General features: G+C 69.7%; 17 protein-coding genes. 5 read left to right on the forward strand and 12 right to left on the reverse strand.

Annotated elements, in window-relative coordinates; translation table 11 throughout:
• Positions 1-26: 26 nt before the first annotated feature.
• Complete coding sequence (locus tag ACFV8T_RS18570; RefSeq protein WP_385328664.1) at positions 27-1,409, reverse strand: M16 family metallopeptidase; 1,383 nt, start codon at positions 1,407-1,409, stop codon at positions 27-29.
• 270 nt (positions 1,410-1,679) lie between these two features.
• On the opposite strand from ACFV8T_RS18570, the gene ACFV8T_RS18575 reads away from it, so the two are divergent.
• The gene (locus ACFV8T_RS18575) at positions 1,680-4,130 is read left to right on the forward strand and encodes a DNA topoisomerase (ATP-hydrolyzing) subunit A (protein ID WP_385328666.1); all 2,451 of its coding nucleotides are present in this window, start codon (positions 1,680-1,682) and stop codon (positions 4,128-4,130) included.
• A 30-nt stretch (positions 4,131-4,160) separates the two neighbouring features.
• Here the strand turns inward: ACFV8T_RS18575 and ACFV8T_RS18580 are convergent, their stop codons facing one another.
• Both ACFV8T_RS18580 and ACFV8T_RS18585 read right to left on the reverse strand, forming a co-directional pair.
• The gene (locus ACFV8T_RS18580; protein ID WP_385328668.1) at positions 4,161-5,276 is read right to left on the reverse strand and encodes a CobW family GTP-binding protein; all 1,116 of its coding nucleotides are present in this window, start codon (positions 5,274-5,276) and stop codon (positions 4,161-4,163) included.
• Positions 5,277-5,297: 21 nt separating this feature from the next.
• Positions 5,298-6,458: a citrate synthase/methylcitrate synthase gene (locus ACFV8T_RS18585; protein ID WP_385328670.1), complete on the reverse strand. Its 1,161-nt coding sequence runs from the start codon at positions 6,456-6,458 to the stop codon at positions 5,298-5,300.
• Positions 6,459-6,568: 110 nt separating this feature from the next.
• Here ACFV8T_RS18585 and ACFV8T_RS18590 point away from each other — a divergent pair, with 110 nt between their 5' ends.
• The 3 genes from ACFV8T_RS18590 (at position 6,569) to ACFV8T_RS18600 (ending at position 10,455) form a co-directional block, all read left to right on the forward strand.
• Positions 6,569-7,885 carry a citrate/2-methylcitrate synthase gene (locus ACFV8T_RS18590; protein WP_385328672.1) on the forward strand — a complete coding sequence of 439 codons (1,317 nt, stop codon included), beginning with the start codon at positions 6,569-6,571 and terminating at the stop codon, positions 7,883-7,885.
• A gap of 123 nt (positions 7,886-8,008) precedes the next feature.
• Positions 8,009-9,775 carry an ATP-binding protein gene (locus tag ACFV8T_RS18595; RefSeq protein WP_385328674.1) on the forward strand — a complete coding sequence of 589 codons (1,767 nt, stop codon included), beginning with the start codon at positions 8,009-8,011 and terminating at the stop codon, positions 9,773-9,775.
• Entirely contained in the window at positions 9,772-10,455 is a 684-nt protein-coding gene (locus ACFV8T_RS18600) for a response regulator (RefSeq protein WP_385328676.1), read from the forward strand. Before ACFV8T_RS18595 ends, ACFV8T_RS18600 begins: the two co-directional genes overlap by 4 nt.
• Before the next feature lie 33 nt (positions 10,456-10,488).
• Here the strand turns inward: ACFV8T_RS18600 and ACFV8T_RS18605 are convergent, their stop codons facing one another.
• From ACFV8T_RS18605 to ACFV8T_RS18630, 6 genes are all read right to left on the reverse strand, one after another.
• Complete coding sequence (locus ACFV8T_RS18605; RefSeq protein ID WP_385328678.1) at positions 10,489-12,081, reverse strand: cation acetate symporter; 1,593 nt, start codon at positions 12,079-12,081, stop codon at positions 10,489-10,491.
• On the reverse strand, positions 12,078-12,521 hold the full coding sequence (locus tag ACFV8T_RS18610; protein WP_385328800.1) for a DUF485 domain-containing protein: 444 nt from the start codon (positions 12,519-12,521) through the stop codon (positions 12,078-12,080). The genes ACFV8T_RS18605 and ACFV8T_RS18610 overlap by 4 nt, the downstream gene beginning before the upstream one ends.
• A gap of 131 nt (positions 12,522-12,652) precedes the next feature.
• On the reverse strand, positions 12,653-13,330 hold the full coding sequence (locus tag ACFV8T_RS18615) for a response regulator (protein ID WP_385328679.1): 678 nt from the start codon (positions 13,328-13,330) through the stop codon (positions 12,653-12,655).
• Complete coding sequence (locus tag ACFV8T_RS18620) at positions 13,327-14,490, reverse strand: sensor histidine kinase (protein WP_385328680.1); 1,164 nt, start codon at positions 14,488-14,490, stop codon at positions 13,327-13,329. The genes ACFV8T_RS18615 and ACFV8T_RS18620 overlap by 4 nt, the downstream gene beginning before the upstream one ends.
• Complete coding sequence (locus tag ACFV8T_RS18625; RefSeq protein WP_385328682.1) at positions 14,487-15,005, reverse strand: DUF1453 domain-containing protein; 519 nt, start codon at positions 15,003-15,005, stop codon at positions 14,487-14,489. Before ACFV8T_RS18625 ends, ACFV8T_RS18620 begins: the two co-directional genes overlap by 4 nt.
• A 128-nt stretch (positions 15,006-15,133) precedes the next feature.
• Positions 15,134-17,254 carry a type IIA DNA topoisomerase subunit B gene (locus ACFV8T_RS18630; protein WP_385328684.1) on the reverse strand — a complete coding sequence of 707 codons (2,121 nt, stop codon included), beginning with the start codon at positions 17,252-17,254 and terminating at the stop codon, positions 15,134-15,136.
• A 435-nt stretch (positions 17,255-17,689) separates the two neighbouring features.
• Here ACFV8T_RS18630 and ACFV8T_RS18635 point away from each other — a divergent pair, with 435 nt between their 5' ends.
• Positions 17,690-17,923, forward strand: a complete 234-nt coding sequence (locus ACFV8T_RS18635) for a hypothetical protein (protein ID WP_024489001.1) — start codon at positions 17,690-17,692, stop codon at positions 17,921-17,923.
• Positions 17,924-18,025: 102 nt separating this feature from the next.
• Here the strand turns inward: ACFV8T_RS18635 and ACFV8T_RS18640 are convergent, their stop codons facing one another.
• The 3 genes from ACFV8T_RS18640 to ACFV8T_RS18650 all read right to left on the reverse strand — a co-directional run bounded on the left by ACFV8T_RS18640 (position 18,026) and on the right by ACFV8T_RS18650 (position 21,748).
• On the reverse strand, positions 18,026-18,856 hold the full coding sequence (locus ACFV8T_RS18640) for a S1 family peptidase (RefSeq protein ID WP_385328686.1): 831 nt from the start codon (positions 18,854-18,856) through the stop codon (positions 18,026-18,028).
• 133 nt (positions 18,857-18,989) lie between these two features.
• Complete coding sequence (locus ACFV8T_RS18645; RefSeq protein ID WP_114249338.1) at positions 18,990-20,537, reverse strand: RNA polymerase sigma factor; 1,548 nt, start codon at positions 20,535-20,537, stop codon at positions 18,990-18,992.
• A gap of 323 nt (positions 20,538-20,860) precedes the next feature.
• Entirely contained in the window at positions 20,861-21,748 is an 888-nt protein-coding gene (locus tag ACFV8T_RS18650) for a FadR/GntR family transcriptional regulator (RefSeq protein WP_385328688.1), read from the reverse strand.
• Positions 21,749-21,869 lie beyond the last annotated feature (121 nt).

The raw sequence follows: 21,869 nt of genomic DNA on the forward strand, positions 1-21,869 counted from the left end.
CGAAACTCCAGTCGCGGCAGCGTCGGTCACTTGTCCGCTCCTTCGTGCGCGTCGGTGTCGTCGGCGTCGGTCTCGTCGGTGTCCGCTGCGTCCGCGGGCTCGGTCGATTCGACCGGTTCGTAGACCAGCACCGCGCGGTTGTCGGGGCGCAGCTGGGCCTTGGCGGCCGCCTGGACCTCCTCCGCGGTGATGTCGAGCACCCGCTGCACGGCGGTCAGGGCGAGCTGCGGGTCGCCGAACAGCACGGCGAACCGGCACAGTTCGTCGGCGCGGCCGGCGACCGTGCCGAGCCGGTCCAGCCACTCGCGCTCCAACTGGGCCTGCGCGCGCTCCATTTCCTCGGCCGTGGGGCCCTCGGCGGCGAACCGGGCGAGCTCCTCGTCGACCGCGACCTCGATCTGCGGCACCTCGACGCCGCCGGACGTCTTGACGTCCAGCCAGCCGAGCGACGGCGCGCCGGCCAGCCGCAGCAGCCCGAACCCGGCCGCCACGGCCGTACGGTCACGGCGGACCAGGCGGTTGTGCAGCCGCGACGACTCGCCACCGCCGAGCACGGTCAACGCGAGGTCCGCCGCGTCGCACTCGCGGGTGCCGTCGTGCGGCAGCCGGTAGGCGGCCATCAGCGCCCGCGCCGGAACCTCCTCGCGCACCTCCTCGCGCAGCTGCTCGCCGATGATCTCGGGCAGCGCGCCGTCGCGCGGCGGCTGCTTGCCGTCGTGGGACGGGATGGAGCCGAAGTACTTCTCGATCCAGGCGAGGGTCTGCTCGGGGTCGATGTCGCCGACGACCGAGAGCACCGCGTTGTTGGGCGCGTAGTACGTACGGAAGAAGGTGCGGGCGTCCTCGAGGGTCGCGGCGTCCAGGTCGGCCATCGAGCCGATCGGGGTGTGGTGGTACGGGTGGCCCTCGGGGTAGGCCAGCGCCGTGAGCTTCTCGAACGCCGTGCCGTACGGGACGTTGTCGTAGCGCTGGCGGCGCTCGTTCTTGACGACGTCGCGCTGGTTCTCCATGGACTCTTCGTCGAGCGCGGCGAGCAGCGAGCCCATGCGGTCGGCCTCGAGCCACAGGGCCAGCTCGAGCTGGTGCGTGGGCATGGTCTCGAAGTAGTTGGTGCGCTCGAAGCTGGTGGTCCCGTTGAGCGAACCGCCGGCCCCCTGCACCAGCTCGAAGTGGCCGTTCCCCTTGACCTGGCCGGATCCCTGGAACATCAGGTGCTCGAAGAGGTGCGCCAGACCGGTGCGCCCCTCGACCTCGTGGCGCGAACCGACGTCGTACCAGAGGCAGACCGCGGCGACCGGGGTCAGATGGTCCTCGGAGAGCACCACGCGCAGGCCGTTGGCCAGGCGGTGCTCGGTCGCTGTCAAGCCGCCGGAGCCGGCCTGAGCGGTGGCCGTGTGACCCATGGGCATGTACGTCCCTTCGATCGCGATACTGGATTTCCTGCGAGACCTGCCACTTTAAGCAAGCGCGCGGACACCTGGCGAAGTTCCCATATCGCGGAAGTTCGCGTGAAAGAGGGGCGCATCCCCCGCGCGACGGGTCGAAAAACCGACCCGACCGGGGCCTGGAACGCCTCTTGGGACGGGTCGAGGTCGGGGATGTCAGTGCGGCGGTCCACAATGGTCCGCGTCAGAACCTGAGGTTGCCCGAACAGAATCCGTGAAGGAGTCGCAGCAGCGATGGCCCGCCGCAGCACGAAGACCCCGCCGCCGGACGACTTCGAGGAGAAGATCCTCGACATCGACGTCGTCGACGAAATGCAGGGCTCCTTCCTCGAGTACGCGTACTCGGTGATCTACTCACGGGCCCTGCCCGACGCCCGTGACGGCATGAAGCCGGTGCACCGCCGCATCGTCTACCAGATGAACGAGATGGGCCTGCGCCCCGATCGCGGCTTCGTGAAGTGTGCCCGCGTCGTCGGCGAGGTCATGGGTAAGTTGCACCCGCACGGGGACGCGTCGATCTACGACGCGCTGGTCCGTCTGGCGCAGCCGTTCTCGATGCGGCTCCCCCTGGTCGACGGCCACGGCAACTTCGGCTCGCTCGGAAACGACGACCCGCCCGCCGCCATGCGGTACACCGAATGCCGGATGGCCGACGCGACATCGCTGATGACGGAGTCGATCGACGAGGACACCGTCGCTTTCCAGTCGAATTACGACGGCCAGGAGACGGAGCCGACCGTTCTCCCCGCCGCGTACCCGAACCTCCTGGTCAACGGGTCGTCCGGGATCGCGGTCGGCATGGCAACCAACATGCCGCCGCACAACCTGGGCGAGGTCATCGCCGCCGCCCGCCATCTGATCAAGCATCCGGGCGCCGACCTGGAGACCCTGATGCGGTTCGTGCCGGGTCCCGATCTGCCCACCGGCGGCCGGATCGTGGGCCTGGGCGGCATCAAGGACGCGTACGCCCGCGGGCGCGGCACGTTCAAGATCCGTGCGACCGTCTCGGTGGAGAATGTGACGGCCCGCCGCAAGGGCCTGGTCGTCACCGAACTTCCCTTCTCCGTCGGCCCGGAGAAGGTGATCGCCAAGATCAAGGATCTGGTCTCGTCGAAGAAGCTCCAGGGCATCGCGGACGTGAAGGACCTGACCGACCGCGAGCACGGCCTGCGCCTGGTCATCGAGGTGAAGAACGGTTTCGTGCCGGAAGCCGTGCTGGAGCAGCTCTACAAACTGACGCCGATGGAGGAGTCCTTCGGCATCAACAACGTGGCGCTGGTCGACGGACAGCCGCTCACGCTGGGGCTCAAGGAGCTCCTGGAGGTCTATCTCGACCACCGCTTCGACGTGGTGCGCCGGCGCAGCGAGTTCCGCCGGGGCAAGCGCCGCGACCGGCTGCATCTGGTCGAGGGCCTGCTCGTCGCGCTGATCGACATCGACGAGGTCATCCGGATCATCCGGTCCAGTGACAATTCGGCGCAGGCGAAGGAGCGGCTCATCGAGCACTTCTCGCTGAGCGAGACCCAGACCCAGTACATCCTGGACACCCCGCTGCGTCGGCTGACCCGATTCGACCGGATCGAGCTGGAGAGCGAGCGGGACCGGCTCAACAGCGAGATCGACGAGCTGACCGCCATCCTCGAATCGGACACCGAGCTGCGCAGGCTCGTCTCCACCGAACTGGCCGCGGTCGCCAAGAAGTTCGGCACCGACCGGCGTACGGTGCTGCTGGAGTCGGCCGGTTCGCAGGTCGCCTCGGTGCCGCTGGAGGTCGCGGACGACCCGTGCCGGGTGCTGCTGTCCTCGACCGGTCTGCTGGCCCGTACCGCCAACGACGAACCGATCGTTCTCGCCGAGGACGCCAAGCGTTCCAAGCACGATGTGATCGTGTCGGCCGTGCCGGCGACGGCCCGTGGCGACGTGGGCGTGGTGACGTCGACGGGTCGGCTGCTGCGGCTGGCGGTGATCGATCTGCCCCAGCTGCCGGACACCCACGCGGCGCCCAGCCTGTCGGGCGGGGCGATGGTCGCCGAGTTCCTCACCCTGGAGAACGACGAGTCCGTCATCTGCCTCACCACGCTCGACGAGGCCTCCCCCGGCCTGGCGATCGGCACCCTTCAGGGAGTCGTCAAGCGGGTGGTGCCGGACTACCCGGCCAACAAGGACGAGCTGGAGGTCATCGCCCTCAAGGACGGTGACCGGATCGTCGGCGCCGCCGAGCTGCGGACCGGCGAGGAGGATCTGGTCTTCATCACGTCCGACGCGCAGCTGCTGCGCTACCCGGCTGCGCAGGTGCGGCCGCAGGGCCGGCCCGCCGGTGGCATGGCAGGGGTCAAGCTCACGGCGGACGCCGAGGTGATCTCGTTCACCGCGGTGGATCCGGCGGCGGACGCGGTGGTGTTCACGGTCGCGGGCTCGCACGGCACGCTGGACGACTCGGTGCTGACGTGCAAGCTCACCCCGTTCGACCAGTACCCGCGCAAGGGCCGGGCCACCGGTGGGGTGCGTTGCCAGCGGTTCCTCAAGGGGGAGGACATCCTGGTGTTCGGCTGGGCGGGCGAAACGCCTGCCCGCGCCGCGCAGCAGAACGGCACGCCGAGCGAGCTGCCCGAGCCCGACCCCCGGCGCGACGGTTCGGGGACGCCGCTGGCCAAGCCGGTCGCGGTGATCGCCGGCCCGGTGTAGCGGGCCGGCCGGGCGACGCGTGGCGCAGCGCTACGCGTCGTCGCGGGGCCTTTGTACGTACCGCAGGACGCCCCACATGCTTCGTTCATGTGCGGCGTCCTGCGTCGCGTCCGGGCCCGGCGCGGCGCTCTCCCGGCAGCCGGCCAGCTCCTTGTGCAGGGCCTCCGGGGCGATGCCCGAGCCGATCAGCACCAGCTGGGTCCGGCGCGGTTCGTCGCGCTTCCAGGGCTGCGGGTCGAACCGCAGGAACCTGCCGACCGCGTGCAGGGCGTACTTGTTCGTCCGGTCGCCCACGCCGAAGTCGACGAACCCCTTGATCCGGTAGAGGCCCTGCGGCCGGGAGTCGAGGAACTCCATCAGACGGCGGGGGTTCATGGGGATGTCCGCGGTGAAGGACACGCTGTCGTACGCGGCGTGGAGGTGGTGTGCGTGCCCGGCGTCGCCCTCTTCCCCGTCCCGCTCCGCCAGGAGCAGATCCTCGAAGGTGAGCTGACGCACCTTCTCCTCGCTGTCCGGCCGCAGTGCCGGGTCGAAGAGCAGCTCGGGGTCGACACGTCCGTACGTGGCACGGATGACGGCTGCCGCGCCGCCGGCGGGTGCGCCTGCCGCGGCGACGGCGTCCCGGATGCGGGTCTGTTCCTCGCTCCCGACCCGGTCGGTCTTGTTCAGCACGACGAGGTCGGCGACGGCGAGGTGGCGGTCGATCTCCGGGTGGCGCTCCCGGGTGGCGTCGAACTCGGCGGCGTCGACGACCTCCACCAGTCCCCCGTACACGATGTGCGGATTGTCGCTGGCCAGGATCATGCGCACGAGTTCCTGCGGCTCGGCCAGTCCGCTGGCCTCGATGACGATCACGTCGAGACGGGCGGCGGGCCCGGTCAGCGTCTCCAGGAAGGTGTCGAGTTCGCTCGCGTCGACCGCGCAGCACAGGCAGCCGTTGCCCAGCGAGACCGTGGAGCCGACCTGTCCCGAGACCGTCATCGCGTCGATCTCGATGGCGCCGAAGTCGTTGACGATCACGCCGATCCGGTTCCCCGCTCGGTTGCGGAGGAGGTGGTTGAGCAGCGTCGTCTTGCCCGATCCCAGGAACCCCGCAAGGACGATGACCGGGATCTGCTGCTTGCGGGGCGGGGACGACGGGTTCAACGGGGACCTCTCTCGGGGACCTCAGGGCGTGGGGACCGGCTGCGGCGGGGGCGTCCCGACGTAACGGGCCGCCGGGCGGATGATCTTCGAGTCCTCCGCCTGTTCCAGGATATTGGCGCTCCAGCCGACCACCCTCGCCGCGCAGAAGGTCGGTGTGAACATCTCGCGCGGCAGCCCGCACAGCTCCATGACGACCCCGGCGTAGAACTCCACGTTGGTGTGCAGCTCCCGACCCGGCTTGAGCTCGGCGAGAATCGCCTCGACCTGGCGCTCGACCTCGACGGCGAAGTCGACGAGCGGGCCGCCGAAGCCCTGGGCGATGCCCCGCAGCATCCGTGAGCGGGGGTCCTCGGTGCGGTAGACGGGGTGTCCGAATCCCATGATCCGTTCACCGGCGAGCACTCGTTCGCGGATCCAGCCGTCGATGCGGTCGGGGGTACCGATGGCGTCCAGGGTGTCGAGTGCCCGGCTGGGCGCTCCGCCGTGCAGCGGTCCGGAGAGCGCGCCGACGGCCGCCACCAGGCAGGCCGCCATGTCGGCGCCCGTGGAGGCGACGACGCGGGCGGTGAACGTCGAGGCGTTGAAGCCGTGGTCGATGGTGGAGATCAGGTACTGCTCCACGGCCCTGACCCGCGCGGCGTCCGGTACGGAGCCGGTGAGCATGTAGAGGTAGTTGGCCGCATGGGGCAGGTCGTCGCGCGGCTCGACCGGTTCGAGCCCCTGACCGAGCCGGTGCAGGGCGGTGAGCACGGTGGGGACGGCGGCGCAGGCGGCCAGTGCGTCGGCGCGGCGCCGGTCGGCGTCGATGTCGTACACCGGCCGGAAGCCGGCGGAGGCGCCGAGGAGCGAGAGGGCGGTGCGCAGACCGGCCAGGGGCCCGGAGACGGCTCCCGCCCGCGCTATGGCGGGCAGCGCCTCGCGCACCTCGGCGGGCAGCCGGCGCAGCGAGGCGGTACGGGCGGCGAATTCGGCACGGGCCGCGGCGTCGGGCAGCGCGCCCTCGGACAGCAGGTACCAGACGTCCTCGAAGCTGCGGGTCCGTGCCAGTTCGATCGCCGAGTACTGCCGGTAGTGGTAGAAGCCCTCGCGTCCCCGGACGTCCCCGAGGGCCGTGTCCGTGACGACGACGCCTGCGAGGCCTCGGGGTACGTCGAGCGGGGTTCCGCTGGTCATGGTCGGCATCTCTTCCTCCGTGAGCGTCCCGGCGGGTCTCATTGATATTGATTTCGACCATCTATGATTGATTCAATCCTGTCAACATTGATTGAATCAATATGGATACGGTTGGCGACATGAAGGATCAAGCAACGCCCGGCGACGGTCCGGAGGCGACGGCTCCGCGGCGGCTCAGCACCCGGGAGGCGGCCGAACGTCTCGGGGTGAAGCCCGAGACGGTGTACGCGTACGTCAGTCGTGGCCAGCTGAGCAGCAGGCGCGCTCCGGGCGGACGCGGCAGCACGTTCGACGCCGCGGAGGTCGACGCGCTGGTCCGGCGCACGGGCCGCAAGGCCCCCTCCCCCGCCACCGGTGATCTGGTCTTCCGTACCGGCATCACGCTGATCGAGGGCGACCGCTACTACTTCCGTGGCGTCGACGCGACCGAGCTGGCCCGGCGGTACGCCTACGAGGAGGTCGCCGAGTGGCTCTGGACCGGCGAGCTGCGGCCCGGCGTCCGCTTCACGGCACCGGCCGAGGCGCTGGCCGCGGCGCGCCGGGCGGTCGACGCACTGCCCGCGCACAGCGGCTCGACGGACCGGTTGCGCGTGGCGGTGGTCGCCGCGGCGACCGCCGATCCGCTCCGTTTCGACCTCTCGCGCGAGGCAGTGCTCGCCGCCGCGCGGAGCCTCGTTCCGACCCTGGTCGGTGCACTGCCCCTGGCCGCGGACACACCGTCGGCGGCCGAGGGGACCGGGGGCCCCTCGGACCCGGCCGGCCCCGGACTGGCCCGGCAGCTGTGGCCGAAGCTCACCGCCCGGCCGGCCGACGAGCCGTCGGTCGCCGCGCTGGACGCCGCACTCGCCCTGCTGATCGACCACGACCTCGCGGCGTCGACACTGGCCGCCAGGGTCGCCGCATCCGCCCACGCCCATCCGTACGCGGTGGTCTCGGCGGGCCTCGGAGTCCTGGAGGGCCCGCTGCACGGGGCGGCGAGCGGGCTGGCACACCGGATGCTGACCGAGGTCCTGGAGCGGGGGTCCGCGGCCCCGGTGGTCGCGGACCATCTCCGCACCGGACGCAGGGTGCCCGGACTCGGCCACCGTCTCTACACCTGCGAGGACCCGCGGGCGCGGGCGCTGTTCGCCCTGCTCGACCGGGTGCCGGAGGCGGCCGGAACGCTCGCCGCGGCACGCGACGTGGTCACCACGATGGCCCGGCACGCTCCTCTGCACGCCAATGTCGACCTGGCGCTCGCCGTCCTCTCGGTCTCCTGCGGCATGTCGGCGGAGGCCGGCGAGACGGTGTTCGCGGTGTCCCGCACGGCCGGCTGGATCGCCCATGCCCTGGAGGAGTACGGGGAGCGGCCCCTGCGGATGCGTCCCAGCGGCGAGTACGGCGGCCCTCGTCCGCCTCAGCCGCTGCCCGCCGCCATGAGTGGGCCGCCGCGATAGACGGTTGCGGTGCGGCGCGATGCACGGCTGCGGTCCGGGCAGGACCCGGCCTGGCCCGCTCAAGCGCCCGGCCGCGCGAGGGGAATTTCGGAAAGCACCGGAATGCCCTTTACCGTTCATACGATGAGCGCCCCACCGCCCACCGCCAGGAGAGCACGCCGGCTCGGCTGGCCCCAGCGGGTCTTCTCCCAGGTCCTGCTGATGCAGCTGGCCATCGCGACCGGCGTCACCGTGCTCGCCACCGGCCTCTTCCTGGCACCGCTCAGTGCCCAGCTCGACGACCAGGCGATGCGCCGTGCCCTGGCCATCGCACAGAGCACGGCGGCCCAGCCGCAGCTCACCGAGGAGCTGCTCGCCACGGACCCGTCGCCCACCGGACCCGTGCAGTCCGTGGCCGAGCGGGTCAGGCATGCCACCGGCGCCGAGTACGTCGTCGTCATGGACCGGCGCGGGGTGCGCTGGTCGCACACCGACGCCAACGAGATCGGCAAGGTCGTCTCCACCGACCCGAGCGACGCGCTCGCGGGCCGGAACGTCATGGAGATCGACAGCGGGACGCTCGGCCGCTCGGCCCGCGGGAAGGTCCCGCTGCGCGACGAGGCGCAGCACATCGTGGGCGCCGTCTCCGTCGGAATCGCGTACGACAGTGTCCGCGCCCGGCTCCTCGCCGCGATCCCCGGGCTGTTCGCGTACGCGGGCGGTGCGCTCGCCGTCGGGGCGCTGGCCGCCTATCTGATCTCCCGGCGCCTCCAGCGGCAGACCCACGACCTCGCGTTCTCCGACATCTCCGCGCTGCTGACGGAGCGCGAGGCGATGCTGCACGGGATCAGGGAGGGGGTCGTCGCACTCGACCGGACGGGCAGGATACGGCTGCTGAACGACGAGGCGCAGCGGCTCCTGGGTCTCGGCCCCGACGCAGCGGGCCGCCCGCTGGACACCGTGCTCGGCGCGGGACGGACGGCCGATGTGCTGGCGGGCCGGGTGCTCGGCGACGATCTGCTGACGGTGCAGGGCGCCCGGGTCCTGCTCGCCAACCGGATGCCGACCGACGACGGCGGCGCCGTCGCCACCCTCCGCGACCGCACCGAACTCGAACACCTCGGCCGCGAACTCGACTCGACACGCGGCCTGATCGATGCGTTGCGGGCCCAGGACCACGAGCACGCCAACCGGATGCACACGCTCCTGGGGCTGCTGGAACTGGACATGCACGAGGACGCCATGGAGTACGTCACCGAGATTGTGGGCGTCCACCGGGCGACCGCCGAGCAGGTCACCGAGAAGGTGCACGATCCGCTGCTGGCCGCGCTCCTGGTCGGCAAGGCGACCGTGGCGGCGGAGCGCGGTGTCGCGCTGCGCATGGCCCCCGGGACACTGCTACCGGACCGGCTGGTGGACCCTCGCGGGCTGGTCACGGTCGTCGGCAACCTCGTGGACAACGCACTGGACGCGGCTGCCGGAGCGGACGGCGCCCTGGTCGAGGTGGGCCTGCACGCCGAGGGCCGTACGGTGGTGCTGCGGGTCCGTGACAGCGGCCCCGGAGTTCCGCTCGGGCAGCGCGAATCGATCTTCACGGAGGGCTGGACGACGAAGGAGGTCCCGGCGCACGGCAAGCGCGGCCTGGGCCTTCCCCTGGTGCGGCGGCTGGCGGAACGGCAGGGTGGCAGCGTCACTGTCGACGGGGCCGTCGACGGCGGCGCCGAGTTCACCGTCGTACTGCCGGAGGCCCTTGCGGACCCGGACCTGACAGAACCGGAAGTGACTGGATCCGGAGTGGCTCGGTCCGAAGTGGCTCGGTCCGAAGTAACTAGGTCCGAGGTAGCTGGGTCCGAAGTGGCTGGACCGGAAATGACCGAATCGAATACCGGCATCGCGGGAGAAGCTCAGTGATCGAGGTCCTGGTGGTGGACGACGACATCCGGGTCGCGAAGGTCAACGCGGCCTACGTCTCCAGGGTGCCGGGTTTCCGGGTGACCGCCCAGGCGCACTCGGCCGCCGAAGCCCTCGCCACGATCGAGAGCCGACGCGTGGACCTGGTGCTGCTGGACCACTACATGCCCGACCGCAACGGCCTGGCCATGGTGCGGGAGCTGCGCAGGCTCGGCCACCACACCGACGTGATCATGGTGACGGCGGCGCGCGACGTCGCCACCGTGCAGGAGGCCATGCGGAACGGTGCCCTGCAGTACCTGGTGAAACCGTTCGCGTACTCGGGGCTGCGCACCAAGCTGGAGGCCTACGCGGCGCTGCGCCACACGCTGGAACGGGGCGGCGAGGCCGAGCAGGGCGAGGTGGACCGGCTCTTCGGCGCCCTGTGGGCAGCGGGCGAGCCCGATCTGCCCAAGGGGCACTCGCCGACCACGGCGGAACTGGTCAGGCAGGCGCTCCGGAGCGCGGACGGGCCGCTCTCCGCGCAGGAGATCGCGGAGAGCGCCGGCATGAGCAGGCAGACCGCCCAGCGCTATCTGAAGCTGCTGGAAAGGACCGGCAGGGTGCGGCTGACGCTGCGGTACGGCGAGACGGGCCGCCCGGAGCACCGCTACACCTGGTCCACCGGCGGGCAGACCTGACCGGTCCCGTCCGTACGGTGCGGGGGCACCGGACTACACCGCGCCCGCCCCGGTCAGTGCGCGGACCTCGGTCTCCGCGTGCTTGGCCTCGTCCGGCGGATCGGTGGAGGTGACCGTTCCGACCCAGCCGGCCAGGAAGCCCAGGGGGATGGAGACCAGCCCGGGGTTCTCCAGCGGGAAGAGCTGGAAGTCGACGCCCGGGAAGAGCGAGGCGGGGCTGCCGGAGACGACCGGGGAGAGCAGCACGAGCAGCACTGCGGGAATCAGCCCGCCGTAGACGGACCAGACCGCTCCCCGGGTGGTGAAGTTCCGCCAGAACAGGGAGTACAGAAGCACCGGAAGGTTGGCCGAGGCGGCGACGGCGAAGGCGAGCCCCACCAGGAACGCCACGTTCAGGTCCTGGGCGACCAGCCCGAGTCCGATGGCGGCCACCCCGATCGCTGCCGCGGCCACCCTGGCCACGGCGACCTCGCTGTACTGCTTGGAGCCGGGGCGCCTGAGCGAGGCGTAGAGGTCATGGGCCACGGAGGCGGACGAGGCCAGCGTGATACCCGCGACGACGGCGAGAATGGTCGCGAAGGCGACTGCGGCCACCACGGCGAACAGGATCGTTCCGCCGGTGGACCCCTCGCCGCCGCCGAGCACCAGGGCCAGCAGCGGAACCGCCGTGTTCCCCGCGGGATTCGACGCCCGTACCTCGGCCGAGCCGACCAGGGCGGCCGCCCCGAATCCGAGCGCGATGGTCATCAGGTAGAAGCTGCCGATGAGCCAGATCGACCAGACGACCGAGCGGCGGGCCGCACGGGCGGTGGGCACGGTGTAGAACCGCGACAGGATGTGCGGCAGCCCGGCCGTACCGAGTACCAGGGCCAGCCCCAGGCTGATGAAGTCGATCCGCGCGGTCCACGTACCGCCGTACCGGAGACCCGGCGCGAGGAACCGGCTGCCGTGGCCGCTCCGCTCGGCGGCGGAGTTGAGCAGGGCGTTGAAGTCGCCGTGGAAGCGGACCAGCACGAGAACGGTGAGCACGGCCGCTCCCGCCATCAGGAGAACGGCCTTGACGATCTGGATCCAGGTGGTGGCGCGCATCCCGCCGAGCGATACATAGATCACCATGAGCGCCCCGACGCCGATGACGGTCCAGGAGCGGGCGGCGCCACTCGTACCGCCGAGAAGCAGCGCGACCAGGCTGCCCGCGCCCACCATCTGTGCCACCAGATAGAGCACGGAGACGGTGACGGACGAAGTGCCCGCCGCGACCCGGACCGGGCGCTCCGCCATCCGCGCCGCCACCACATCGGCGAGCGTGAACCGGCCGCAGTTGCGCACCAGTTCGGCGACCAGCAGCAGGACGACCAGCCATGCGACGAGGAAACCGACCGAATAGAGCATGCCGTCGTAGCCGAAGAGGGCGATCAGACCGGAGATGCCGAGGAACGACGCGGCCGACATGTAGTCGCCCGCGATGGCGAAACCGTTCTCCATGGGGGAGAACAGACGACCGCCCGCGTAGAACTCCTCCGCCGAACCATGGCGGTTACGGCTCACCCAGGTGGTGATGGCGAGCGTCACTGCGACGAAGGCGCTGAACAGCAGGAGCGCCAGCGTCTGGTGGTTCCCGTTCAACGCCCGGCCCCCCGCGTCATCTCCTGTGTCTCCCACCGCAGCTCGAGTGCGGCCCGGTCCCTGCGCAGCCGTGCGTGGCGCGCGTACGCCCCGGTGAGAAGGAAGGTCGTGAGGAACTGCCCGAGCCCCGCGACCATCGCGACATTGACCGCCCCCGCCACCGGGCGGGCCATGAGTCCGGGCGCGGTGATCGCGGCGACGACGTAGACGAGGTACCAGACGAGGAAGGCGATGCTGGCGGGGATGACGAACCGCCGGTACCGGCGGCGCACCTCCTGGAACGCCCCGCTGCGCTGCACCTCCAGATAGATGTCGGCCGCACTGTGGCCGCGCCGCGGATCCGGGGGCCCGGGTGGTCCGGTGGGAGCGAAACTCCCCGTACCGTCCAGCTCGCCCCATCCGGAGGCCAGCGCGTCGTACCACGGGTCGTCGAGTCGCATCGCTGCGGCCTCACGCCCTGCTTCCTTCTCCACGGAACAACTCCCCTTGTCCACGGACCACTTCGGCCGTGTACCCAAGAATGGGCAGATCGGGAAGATCCCGGGCACTTCATTCGCCGGTCTTCACCTCTTCAGGTGACAGTCGAGCCGGGCGGCTGTGCGAGGCCCCGAACGTACGCATAGCGAACGGCCTGTGCCCGGTCACGCACTCCGGCCTTGGCGAAGAGATTGTTGATGTGGCTCTTCACGGTGGCCTGCGAAATGTGCAGCCTGCGGGCGATCTCCAGATTGGACAGGCCTTCCGCGATCAGCACCAGCACCTCCAGTTCACGTGGCGTCAGACCGTCCGGCAGCTGTTGCTCGGCCACCGGCGCCGGCAGCGGCGGGCTCGTGGTCACGCGCTCCAGCAGACGGCGCTGCACGCTCGGCGAGAGGCCGGCTTCTCCGGACAGCACGGCCTGGATGGCCCGTACGATCTCTTCGCCCCCGGCGTCCTTGGTGAGATAGCCGCGGGCTCCGGCCCGCAGTGCGGGGAAGAGCGAGTCGTCGTCCGCGAATGTCGTGAGCACCACCACCTGGGTCCCTGGATGGTCCTTGCGGATCCGCCGTGTCGCCTCCGCCCCGTCGCACCGAGGCATCCGCAGATCCATCAGCACGACATCGGGGGCCAGTTCGGCCACGAGCGCCACGGCCTCCTCACCGTCCTTCGCCGCTCCGACCACCTCGATTCCGGGCAGCAGCCCCAGCAGCATCACGATCCCTTCCCGCACCACCGACTGGTCGTCGGCAACCACGACCCGCGCGTTCACGCGGGCACCCGCAGACTCACCACGAAACCCTCCTCGCCGGGGCCGGCCTCCAGCGTCCCGCCCATCAGCTCGGCCCGTTCCCTCATCCCCAGCAGACCGTATCCGGAGCCGCTGCCGGACAGCTCGTCCTCGGGTCTGTTTCCACCCGAATCCCTGACCTCCAGGGCGACTTCGTCCGGCAGATACTCCAGCCGCACGAGAACCCTGGCCCCCGGTGCGTGCTTGCGCACATTGGTCAGGGCCTCCTGCGCCACCCTCCGGACCGTCTGCGACGCCTCGGCGGTCAGCGTCCGCCGCTCCCCCGCCACGCTGACCTGCGCCGGTTCGGCGGCCACCAACTGCTGCAGGAAGTCCTCCACCGGAGAGACCTCGCCCCGGAGCGCGGAGAGAGCCTGGCGGGTCTCCGCGAGCCCCTCACGCGCCATGGAACGCGCAGCCACGACCCGCTCCAGCACCCGGTCCCGGAACTCCCCCGACGGCTCCCGCTCGATCAGCAGCCGCGCCGCCTCCAGATGCACCAGCTGGGCGGAGAGGCTGTGGGCGAGGACATCGTGAATCTCCCGCGCGACCCTGGCCCGCTCGTCCAGCGCGGCCGTCTCGGCCTCAGCCTCGCGGGCCGCCCGCTCCTGCACGAGGAGCCTCTGGGCACTGCCCCGTGCCTCGGCATCCAGTCGGAGCACATAGCCCGCCAGCGAGAGACCCGCTGTGGACATGGCGGTGGAGAGCCAGCCGTCGGTGTTGGCGACGGCGTACGCGCCGAGGGCGACGGCCGTCGCCGGGAGGCCCGCCGTGAGCGGCAACCGCTCCAGTGCGGTGACCGCGCAGCCGCACCACAGGATCAGCGCGGGCAGATCGGCACCGGCCTGTTGCGCCCCGAACGCCGTCAGCATCAACAGCGCCAGCAGTCCGAGCGACGGCCACAGCCGGTGCTCCAGGCTGGTCCGGAAGAACACCCATGCGGCGAACGCGCAGCCCAGCACGCCCACCAGCCCGAGCACGATCTCCCAGGGCCCGAACTGTCCGCCGCTGAATGTGCCCCAGAGCATGGCGGTGAGCAGCCCCACCCGGACGGACCAGGTGATCACCGATCGCGGACGGGTGCGGCTCGTGCCCGACAGTGCTTCCCAGGTCGGCCAGCTGGTCCAGGTCGTACGCGTCACACCCGGTCCTTCCACACCGACCGCGGCATCATCCCGCCGGCGGAGCCACCGTACGCCGGACCCATCTGCCCTGCCCGCCACATCAGCACACCACCGCGCGCCGCCAACGTCACCGCGAGGGCCGACAGAAGGGCCGCGGTGCCCTGGTGTATGCCCATCAGCGCGGCAGCCCCGTAGAGGGTCGCCCGCAGCGCCAGTCCCCCGGTCCAGACGAAGACGGTGGCCTTGGTGCCCTTGCTCCAGAGCGAGCCGTCCGCCTCGCGCCACAGGCGGGTGGTCCAGCCCCAGCCTGCGCCCGTCACGAGCCCCACCGCCAGCTCCGCGCCCAGGACCGCCATGGACAGCGCCGCGTGACGCGGATCCACCAGTCCGGACTCGCGCACCGACAGGACGAGGAGAACGCCCGGCAGGACCCACCAGCGCCGGTCGTCCGTGATCTGCCGTGCCGAGCACTGGCGCACGACGACGACAGCGATCACGGCGCCGATCACCAGAACATTGACGAGCCCTGACATGGCAGCCTCCGATGTGCGGGAAGATTGAACGCCTTCGACGCTACGGAAACGGCCGGGTCAGGGCATGGGCTCAGGGGTTGATCGTGGGTGGAGAAGCCGTCTCCACCCACGGGTGGAGACGGCTTCGCTCAGACGTCGATGCGCGAGCGGTCCAGGGTGGCGGCAGAGCTCGTGATGAACTCCTTGCGCGGCGCCACCTCATTGCCCATCAGCAGATCGAAGACCTGCTCGGACGCTTCCAGATCGCCGATGTTGATCCTCCGCAGGGTGCGGTGGCGCGGATCCATCGTGGTCTCCGCCAACTGGTCGGCGTCCATCTCGCCCAAGCCCTTGTAGCGCTGGATCGAATCCTTGTACCGGACGTTCTTCCGCTGGAGCTCCAGCAGCCGCTGGCGCAGCTCGTTGTCCGAGTACGTGTAGATGTACTTGTCCTGGCCCTTCTTCGGCTGGACCAGCTCGATCCGGTGGAGCGGCGGCACCGCGGCGAAGACCCGTCCCGCCTCGACCATGGGCCGCATGTACCGCTGGAACAGCGTCAGCAGCAGGATGCGGATGTGCGCGCCGTCGACGTCGGCGTCCACCAGCAGGACGATCTTCCCGTAGCGAGCGGCGTCGATGTCGAAGGTCCGTCCGGACCCAGCTCCTATGACCTGGATGATCGCGCCGCACTCGGCGTTCTTCAGCATGTCCGAGACGGACGCCTTCTGGACATTCAGGATCTTGCCCCGGATCGGCAGCAGTGCCTGGAACTCACTGTTCCGGGCGAGCTTCGCCGTACCGAGCGCGGAGTCGCCCTCGACGATGAAGAGTTCGCTGCGGTCCACGTCGTCGCTGCGGCAGTCGGCAAGCTTCGCGGGCAGCGAGGAGGACTCCAGCGCCGTCTTGCGACGCTGTGCGTCCTTGTGCTGGCGGGCCGCGATGCGGGTCCGCGCGGCCGCGACGGCCTTGTCCAGAACCGCCCTGGCCTGTGCCTTCGCGTCGCGCTTCGTCGAGGTCAGGAATGCCTTGAGTTCCTTGGCCACGACGTTGGCGACGATCCGGTTGGCCGCCGAGGTGCCGAGCACCTCCTTGGTCTGGCCCTCGAACTGCGGCTCGGCCAGCCGCACGGTGACCACCGCGGTGAGGCCTTCCAGCGCGTCGTCCTTGACGATGTCGTCCTCGGCGACGCGGAGCAGCTTGGCGGAGCGCAGTGCCTCGTTGACCGTCTTGGTCACGGAGCGTTCGAATCCGGTCACATGCGTGCCGCCCTTGGGGGTGGCGATGATGTTGACGAAGGACTTGAGGTTGGTGTCGTATCCGGTGCCCCAGCGCAGGGCGATGTCGACCGCGAGCTCACGCGTGACTTCGGTCGCCGTCATGTGGCCGCGCTCGTCCAGGACCGGCACGGTCTCCTTGAAGGTGCCCTGCCCGGTCAGGCGCAGGACGTCGCAGACCGCCTTGTCCTGGGCGAGGTACTCGCAGAATTCGCTGATCCCGCCGTCGAAGCGGAAGGTCTCCTCGGTCTTGCCCTCGCCGTCGAGCCCGCGTTCGTCACGGACGACGATCGTGAGGCCGGGGACGAGAAAGGCCGTCTGCCGCGCCCGCTGGTGGAGCGTCTCCAGGTTGAGCTTGGCGTCCTTGAGGAAGATCTGCCGGTCGGCCCAGTAGCGCACCCTGGTGCCGGTGCGCGCCTTCGGTACCCGCTTGCCCTTGAGCAGGCCGTTGGCCGGGTCGAACGGGCTGTCCGGCCCCTGCTCGGTGAAGATCCCCGGGACTCCGCGCCGGAAGCTGATCGAGTGCGTCGCGCTGTTGCGGTCGACCTCGACGTCGAGCCGGGCGGAGAGCGCGTTGACAACGGAGGCGCCGACGCCGTGCAGGCCGCCCGACGCGGCGTACGAGCCGCCGCCGAACTTTCCGCCGGCGTGCAGCTTGGTCATCACGACCTCGACGCCGGACAGTCCCGTCTTGGGCTCGACGTCGACGGGGATGCCCCGACCGTTGTCCCGGACCTCCACGGAGTTGTCGTCGTGGAGGATGACCTCGATGTGGTCGCAGTAACCGCCCAGGGCCTCGTCGACGGAGTTGTCGATGATCTCCCAGAGGCAGTGCATGAGACCGCGGCTGTCGGTGGACCCGATGTACATCCCGGGGCGCTTGCGAACCGCTTCGAGCCCCTCGAGTACGAGCAGATGCCGCGCGGTGTAGTTGGAACCGTCTCGGTCTGCTCCGGTCAGCAGCGCAGTGGACGGCACGGACGTATCGGCGGTCACGCGGTTCGCTCCTCGCTGAATTTCATTTGGGGCCCAGTGGGTAACGGGCTCGGCTTCGGTCGCCGCTGAGAGGGTACCGAGGCCTGGTAGAGCGGTTGTAACACCACCCTTCGACAACCCTCACACTAGTCCAGCCTCGCATACACGTTCGATCCCTCGTAGGAGTGACGCGAACATCACGTTCCCTTCCAGGCATGAACCATTTAGGCTCCGGGCACGTCCTCATGAACGAACCGGCAAGCCAGCCGGGAGGATCCCACCAAGACAAGCAACGCGAAACCGTAGCGCTACGCAATACGGCACATTCGCCGCCAACCGGCAACAGACAACCATCTCGAGAAGAAGTTTCGAAGAAAAGCCACGAGCGGGAACGTTTTCGGCCTGGTTGGATGTTGACCCTGGTACGACAGCTCGTCGAGCTAGAGAAGAGGCGACGTGACTACTGTTCTGACCCCCGCGAGCCCGCTGACCGCAGCAGACCGCTGTGACCGTTGCGGCGCCCAGGCATATCTGCGCGTCGTCCTGATCAGCGGCGGTGAACTGCTCTTCTGCGCCCACCACGGTCGCAAGTTCGAGCCGGAACTCAAGAAGATCGCCGCGGAAATACAGGATGAGACGGACCGGCTCACGGCTGTACAGGCCCAAGCCGCCGAAGAGGAACAACACTGACACCTCGCATCCACGACGAGCACGGGCCAGGTCCCGGACCGGCCGACGGGCGGCTCCCCGAAAGGGGAGCCGCCTGTTCTCGTACCTGCGCGGTGATGTCGTTCAGTCGGCTTTCGGCATCCAGCCGATCGCGGCGGAGATCCGTGTGTACACGCCGGGGCTCCCCGCCCGAGCACAGCCGTTCCCCCAGGACACCAGCCCGATGAGCCGCCCACGGGCCACCAGCGGCCCGCCGCTGTCACCCTGGCATGCGTCGTACCCGCCCAGCAGTTCGCCCGCGCAGAGCATCGCTGAGGCGTCGTACGTGCCGTTCCTGCCGCCAGAGTAGGCCTGCGAGCAGGCGGCGTCCGGCAGAACGCTCACTTTCGCGGACCGCAGCGACGACGCGTAGTCGCTGTTGCCCGTCGTGTCACCCCACCCGTAGACGTCCGCCTCGGTGCCCGGTGCGTACGCCGCGTCACCGGATCCGGCCATCGGGATCACACTCTTCCCGGGGAGCGCGTCAGCGAGGGTGAGCACGGCCAGGTCCCCCGCGTTCGTGGCAGGGTTGAACCCCGGATTGGTCCACGTCCCCTTCACCGGCACCTCCTGGCCTCCGGTCCCGAGCAGGGCGTCGCGGCCCGCGATGATCCGCAGATCGCGCATGCTGCCGACATCCATGCCGAGCGCCTCCCGGCTCAGACAGTGCGCAGCGGTCAGCACCTTCTTCGGCGCCACCACGACACCACCGCAGAACTGGCCGGCGCGCGCAGCTCCGAACCGGTCGCGGCTGGACAGTGCCACAACCCAGGGGCTGTCTTTGACATGTGCGGGCTGGCCACCTATGACGATGCCGTCCTCGGCCGCTCGGGCGGAAGATCCGAGCGGTATCAGGGCTGCGGCAGCGACCAGGGCGAACGCCCCGGTCAGGGCGCGGAAGACGGTACGGGACATGCGCACTCCTGACTCTGTGGTGAACCATTCCCACCCAGAGTCATCCCGCCGGTCGCCGACCGCACGCGTTGATAGGCCGAGGGCCCGGCTCCCCCATGGGGATCCGGGCCCTCGGTCCGTGTGCTCCTGCGACCTAGTCGAGGTAGTCGCGCAGCACCTGCGAACGCGACGGGTGACGCAGCTTCGACATGGTCTTCGACTCGATCTGACGGATGCGCTCACGCGTCACGCCGTAGACCTTGCCGATCTCGTCCAGGGTCTTCGGCTGGCCGTCGGTGAGCCCGAAGCGCATCGAGACCACACCCGCCTCACGCTCGGAGAGCGTGTCGAGCACCGAGTGCAGCTGTTCCTGGAGGAGCGTGAAGCTGACCGCGTCGGCCGGGACGACCGCCTCGGAGTCTTCGATCAGGTCACCGAACTCGCTGTCCCCGTCCTCACCCAGCGGGGTGTGGAGGGAGATCGGCTCACGACCGTACTTCTGGACCTCGATGACCTTCTCGGGGGTCATGTCGAGTTCCTTGGCCAGCTCCTCCGGCGTGGGCTCACGACCCAGGTCCTGGAGCATCTGGCGCTGCACACGGGCGAGCTTGTTGATGACCTCGACCATGTGCACCGGGATACGGATGGTGCGTGCCTGGTCGGCCATGGCGCGGGTGATCGCCTGACGGATCCACCAGGTGGCGTACGTGGAGAACTTGTAGCCCTTGGTGTAGTCGAACTTCTCGACCGCGCGGATCAGACCGAGGTTGCCTTCCTGGATGAGGTCCAGGAAGAGCATGCCGCGGCCCGTGTAGCGCTTGGCCAGCGACACCACGAGACGGAGGTTGGCCTCCAGCAGGTGGTTCTTGGCGCGGCGGCCGTCCTCGGCGATGATCTCCAGCTCGCGCTTGAGCTTCGGAGCGAGCTTGTCGGAGTTCGCCAGCTTGTCCTCGGCGAACAGACCGGCCTCGATCCGCTTGGCGAGCTCGACCTCCTGCTCGGCATTGAGGAGGGGAACCTTGCCGATCTGCTTCAGGTAGTCCTTGACCGGGTCGGCGGTGGCGCCGGCGACGGCGACCTGCTGCGCAGGTGCGTCGTCCTCGTCGTCATCGGAGAGGACGAAGCCCTTGTTCTCGCCCTCGCCCTCCTCTTCCTCGCCCTTGCCGGCCTTTACTTCCTCGGCCGCCTCGTCGCCGTCGAGGAGCTCGTCGTCCTGCTTTCCGGACTTCTTCGTTGCTGTCTTCTTGGCCGCCGTCTTCTTCACGGCGGTCTTCTTGGCAGCCGTCTTCTTGGCTGCTGCCTTCTTCGCAGGGCCGGCCGCGGCAGCGTCGTCAGCCACCACGTCCACGGTCTCTGCCGACGGGGCGGCAGTGGCCGCGACCGTCCTGGTCACGGTTGTCTTGGCCGCGACAGTCTTGGTGGCGGTGCGCTTGACCGGGCTCTTTGCTGCGACGCTCTTGCGGGCACGTTTGGACGGCTCCGCGGCACTGACCATCAGCGTCACACCCTCTTCCTCGAGGATCTGGTTGAGGCTGCGCAGAACATTCTTCCACTGGGTTGGCGGAATCTGGTCAGCCTCGAAGGCCCGACGCACGTCATCGCCGGCGATCTGCCCATCAGCCTTTCCCCGCTCGATGAGCGCCATCACAGACTCGGACTCGGCGATCTCCGGCGGGAGCGTACGGGATGTGCTGGCCGACACGAACAACCTCTCGGAACGATGGAAACGGCTTCCGGCCCGGCCCGAAAAGGGCTTGAGCCGACGACCACCGGGCTGGGAATGTACCGGCGGCGCGGGTTTGGCCTCAGAACTGCACAGCGCACTGAATGGCTGCTGTATTCCTTCCGCGGCGGTCACCTCTTAAGTCATCGCACTGTTTCGAGGAGTGTTACGCCCAATCCGCGTGGCCCGAGTCACACCTCATTTGCGATGAACGTGACCAAAGGCGCAAAAACCCCGCAACTGTGCCGCCGGACCGTGGCGGCCCGGCGACACGCGGCTCCCACACCCCGGCCGTGCTGTGCTCAGTGCTCGCGGGGCGCGGGCACCACACGCTCCACCTCGGGGTGGACGACGAGCAGTTGACGCATGGCCGCTTCGGCGCCCGCCGCATCGCCGGACGCGAGGGCATCGACGATCCGGGCGTGGTGGCCGAGGGATGCCTCGCCGGGGCGGTCACAGCCCGTGACCGGGCCGCCCGAGACCTGCAGTGCCGCGGAGACGATGCCGGAGAGGTGCTCCAGCATGCGATTGCCCGCCGCCTGGATGAGCAGGGAGTGGAACTCCGCATCGGCCCGGGAGCAGGTGATCGCATCCCCCTGCCCGACCGCGTGCCCCATGATCTCCACCATGTCGCCGAGGCGCTGCTGGATGTCCTCGCGGCCATGGCCCGCAGCGAGGCGCGCGGCGAGGGGCTCGATCGTCCACCGGAGCTCCCCGAGCTCGCGACGCTGGTCCTCGCGCTGAGGACCGAAGGCGCGCCATTCGATGATGTCGGGATCCAGCAGGTTCCAGTCGCTGACGGGGCGGACCCGGGTACCCACATTGGGCCGGGCGCTGACCAGGCCTTTGGCCTCGAGAACACGCAGTGATTCGCGTACTACGGTGCGGGAGACCTCGAAACGCTGACCGATCTCCTCCGGCACCAGAGGACGGTCGGCGCCCAGGTCACCGGAAACGATCATCTGACCCAGCTGCTGAACGAGTTGGCCGTGGAGGCCGCGGCCCCGGCTGGCCGAGCCCCGCCGGCTCACCCGGCCGAGGTCGATGTCGGGGCCGTCCCAGGGGCGAAGAGCGGCACGCTCGCCGGCCGGCGCCTCCGCGTACGGGTAGCGATCGAGTTCACCCGGGCCGGCGAGGCCGGAATCGGCGGAGCGGGCGGCGGTCATCATGGTGTGCGCAAGGGTACTCACGCATCCTTTGTCGGCGCAGCTCACCCGGCTCTTGAGGTCTTTGGTGAAAAGCACACGAAAGGGTGATCGGCGCCCACCCCCCAATTGACGCTTTACTGGTATAAACCGGGCGTCTTCGTGG

It is taken from the genome of Streptomyces sp. NPDC059832 (assembly GCF_042731715.1).
Taxonomy (GTDB): Bacteria; Actinomycetota; Actinomycetes; order Streptomycetales; family Streptomycetaceae; genus Streptomyces.

What these genes read in the sequence shown, in the direction of transcription:
- ACFV8T_RS18570 (WP_385328664.1), bottom strand. Translation starts at nt 1,409, where the DNA reads ATGCCCATGGGTCACACGGCCACCGCTCAGGCCGGCTCCGGCGGCTTG.
- ACFV8T_RS18575 (WP_385328666.1), top strand. Translation starts at nt 1,680, where the DNA reads ATGGCCCGCCGCAGCACGAAGACCCCGCCGCCGGACGACTTCGAGGAG.
- ACFV8T_RS18585 (WP_385328670.1), bottom strand. Translation starts at nt 6,458, where the DNA reads ATGCCGACCATGACCAGCGGAACCCCGCTCGACGTACCCCGAGGCCTC.
- ACFV8T_RS18590 (WP_385328672.1), top strand. Translation starts at nt 6,569, where the DNA reads ATGAAGGATCAAGCAACGCCCGGCGACGGTCCGGAGGCGACGGCTCCG.
- ACFV8T_RS18595 (WP_385328674.1), top strand. Translation starts at nt 8,009, where the DNA reads ATGAGCGCCCCACCGCCCACCGCCAGGAGAGCACGCCGGCTCGGCTGG.
- ACFV8T_RS18610 (WP_385328800.1), bottom strand. Translation starts at nt 12,521, where the DNA reads ATGCGACTCGACGACCCGTGGTACGACGCGCTGGCCTCCGGATGGGGC.
- ACFV8T_RS18625 (WP_385328682.1), bottom strand. Translation starts at nt 15,005, where the DNA reads ATGTCAGGGCTCGTCAATGTTCTGGTGATCGGCGCCGTGATCGCTGTC.
- ACFV8T_RS18640 (WP_385328686.1), bottom strand. Translation starts at nt 18,856, where the DNA reads ATGTCCCGTACCGTCTTCCGCGCCCTGACCGGGGCGTTCGCCCTGGTC.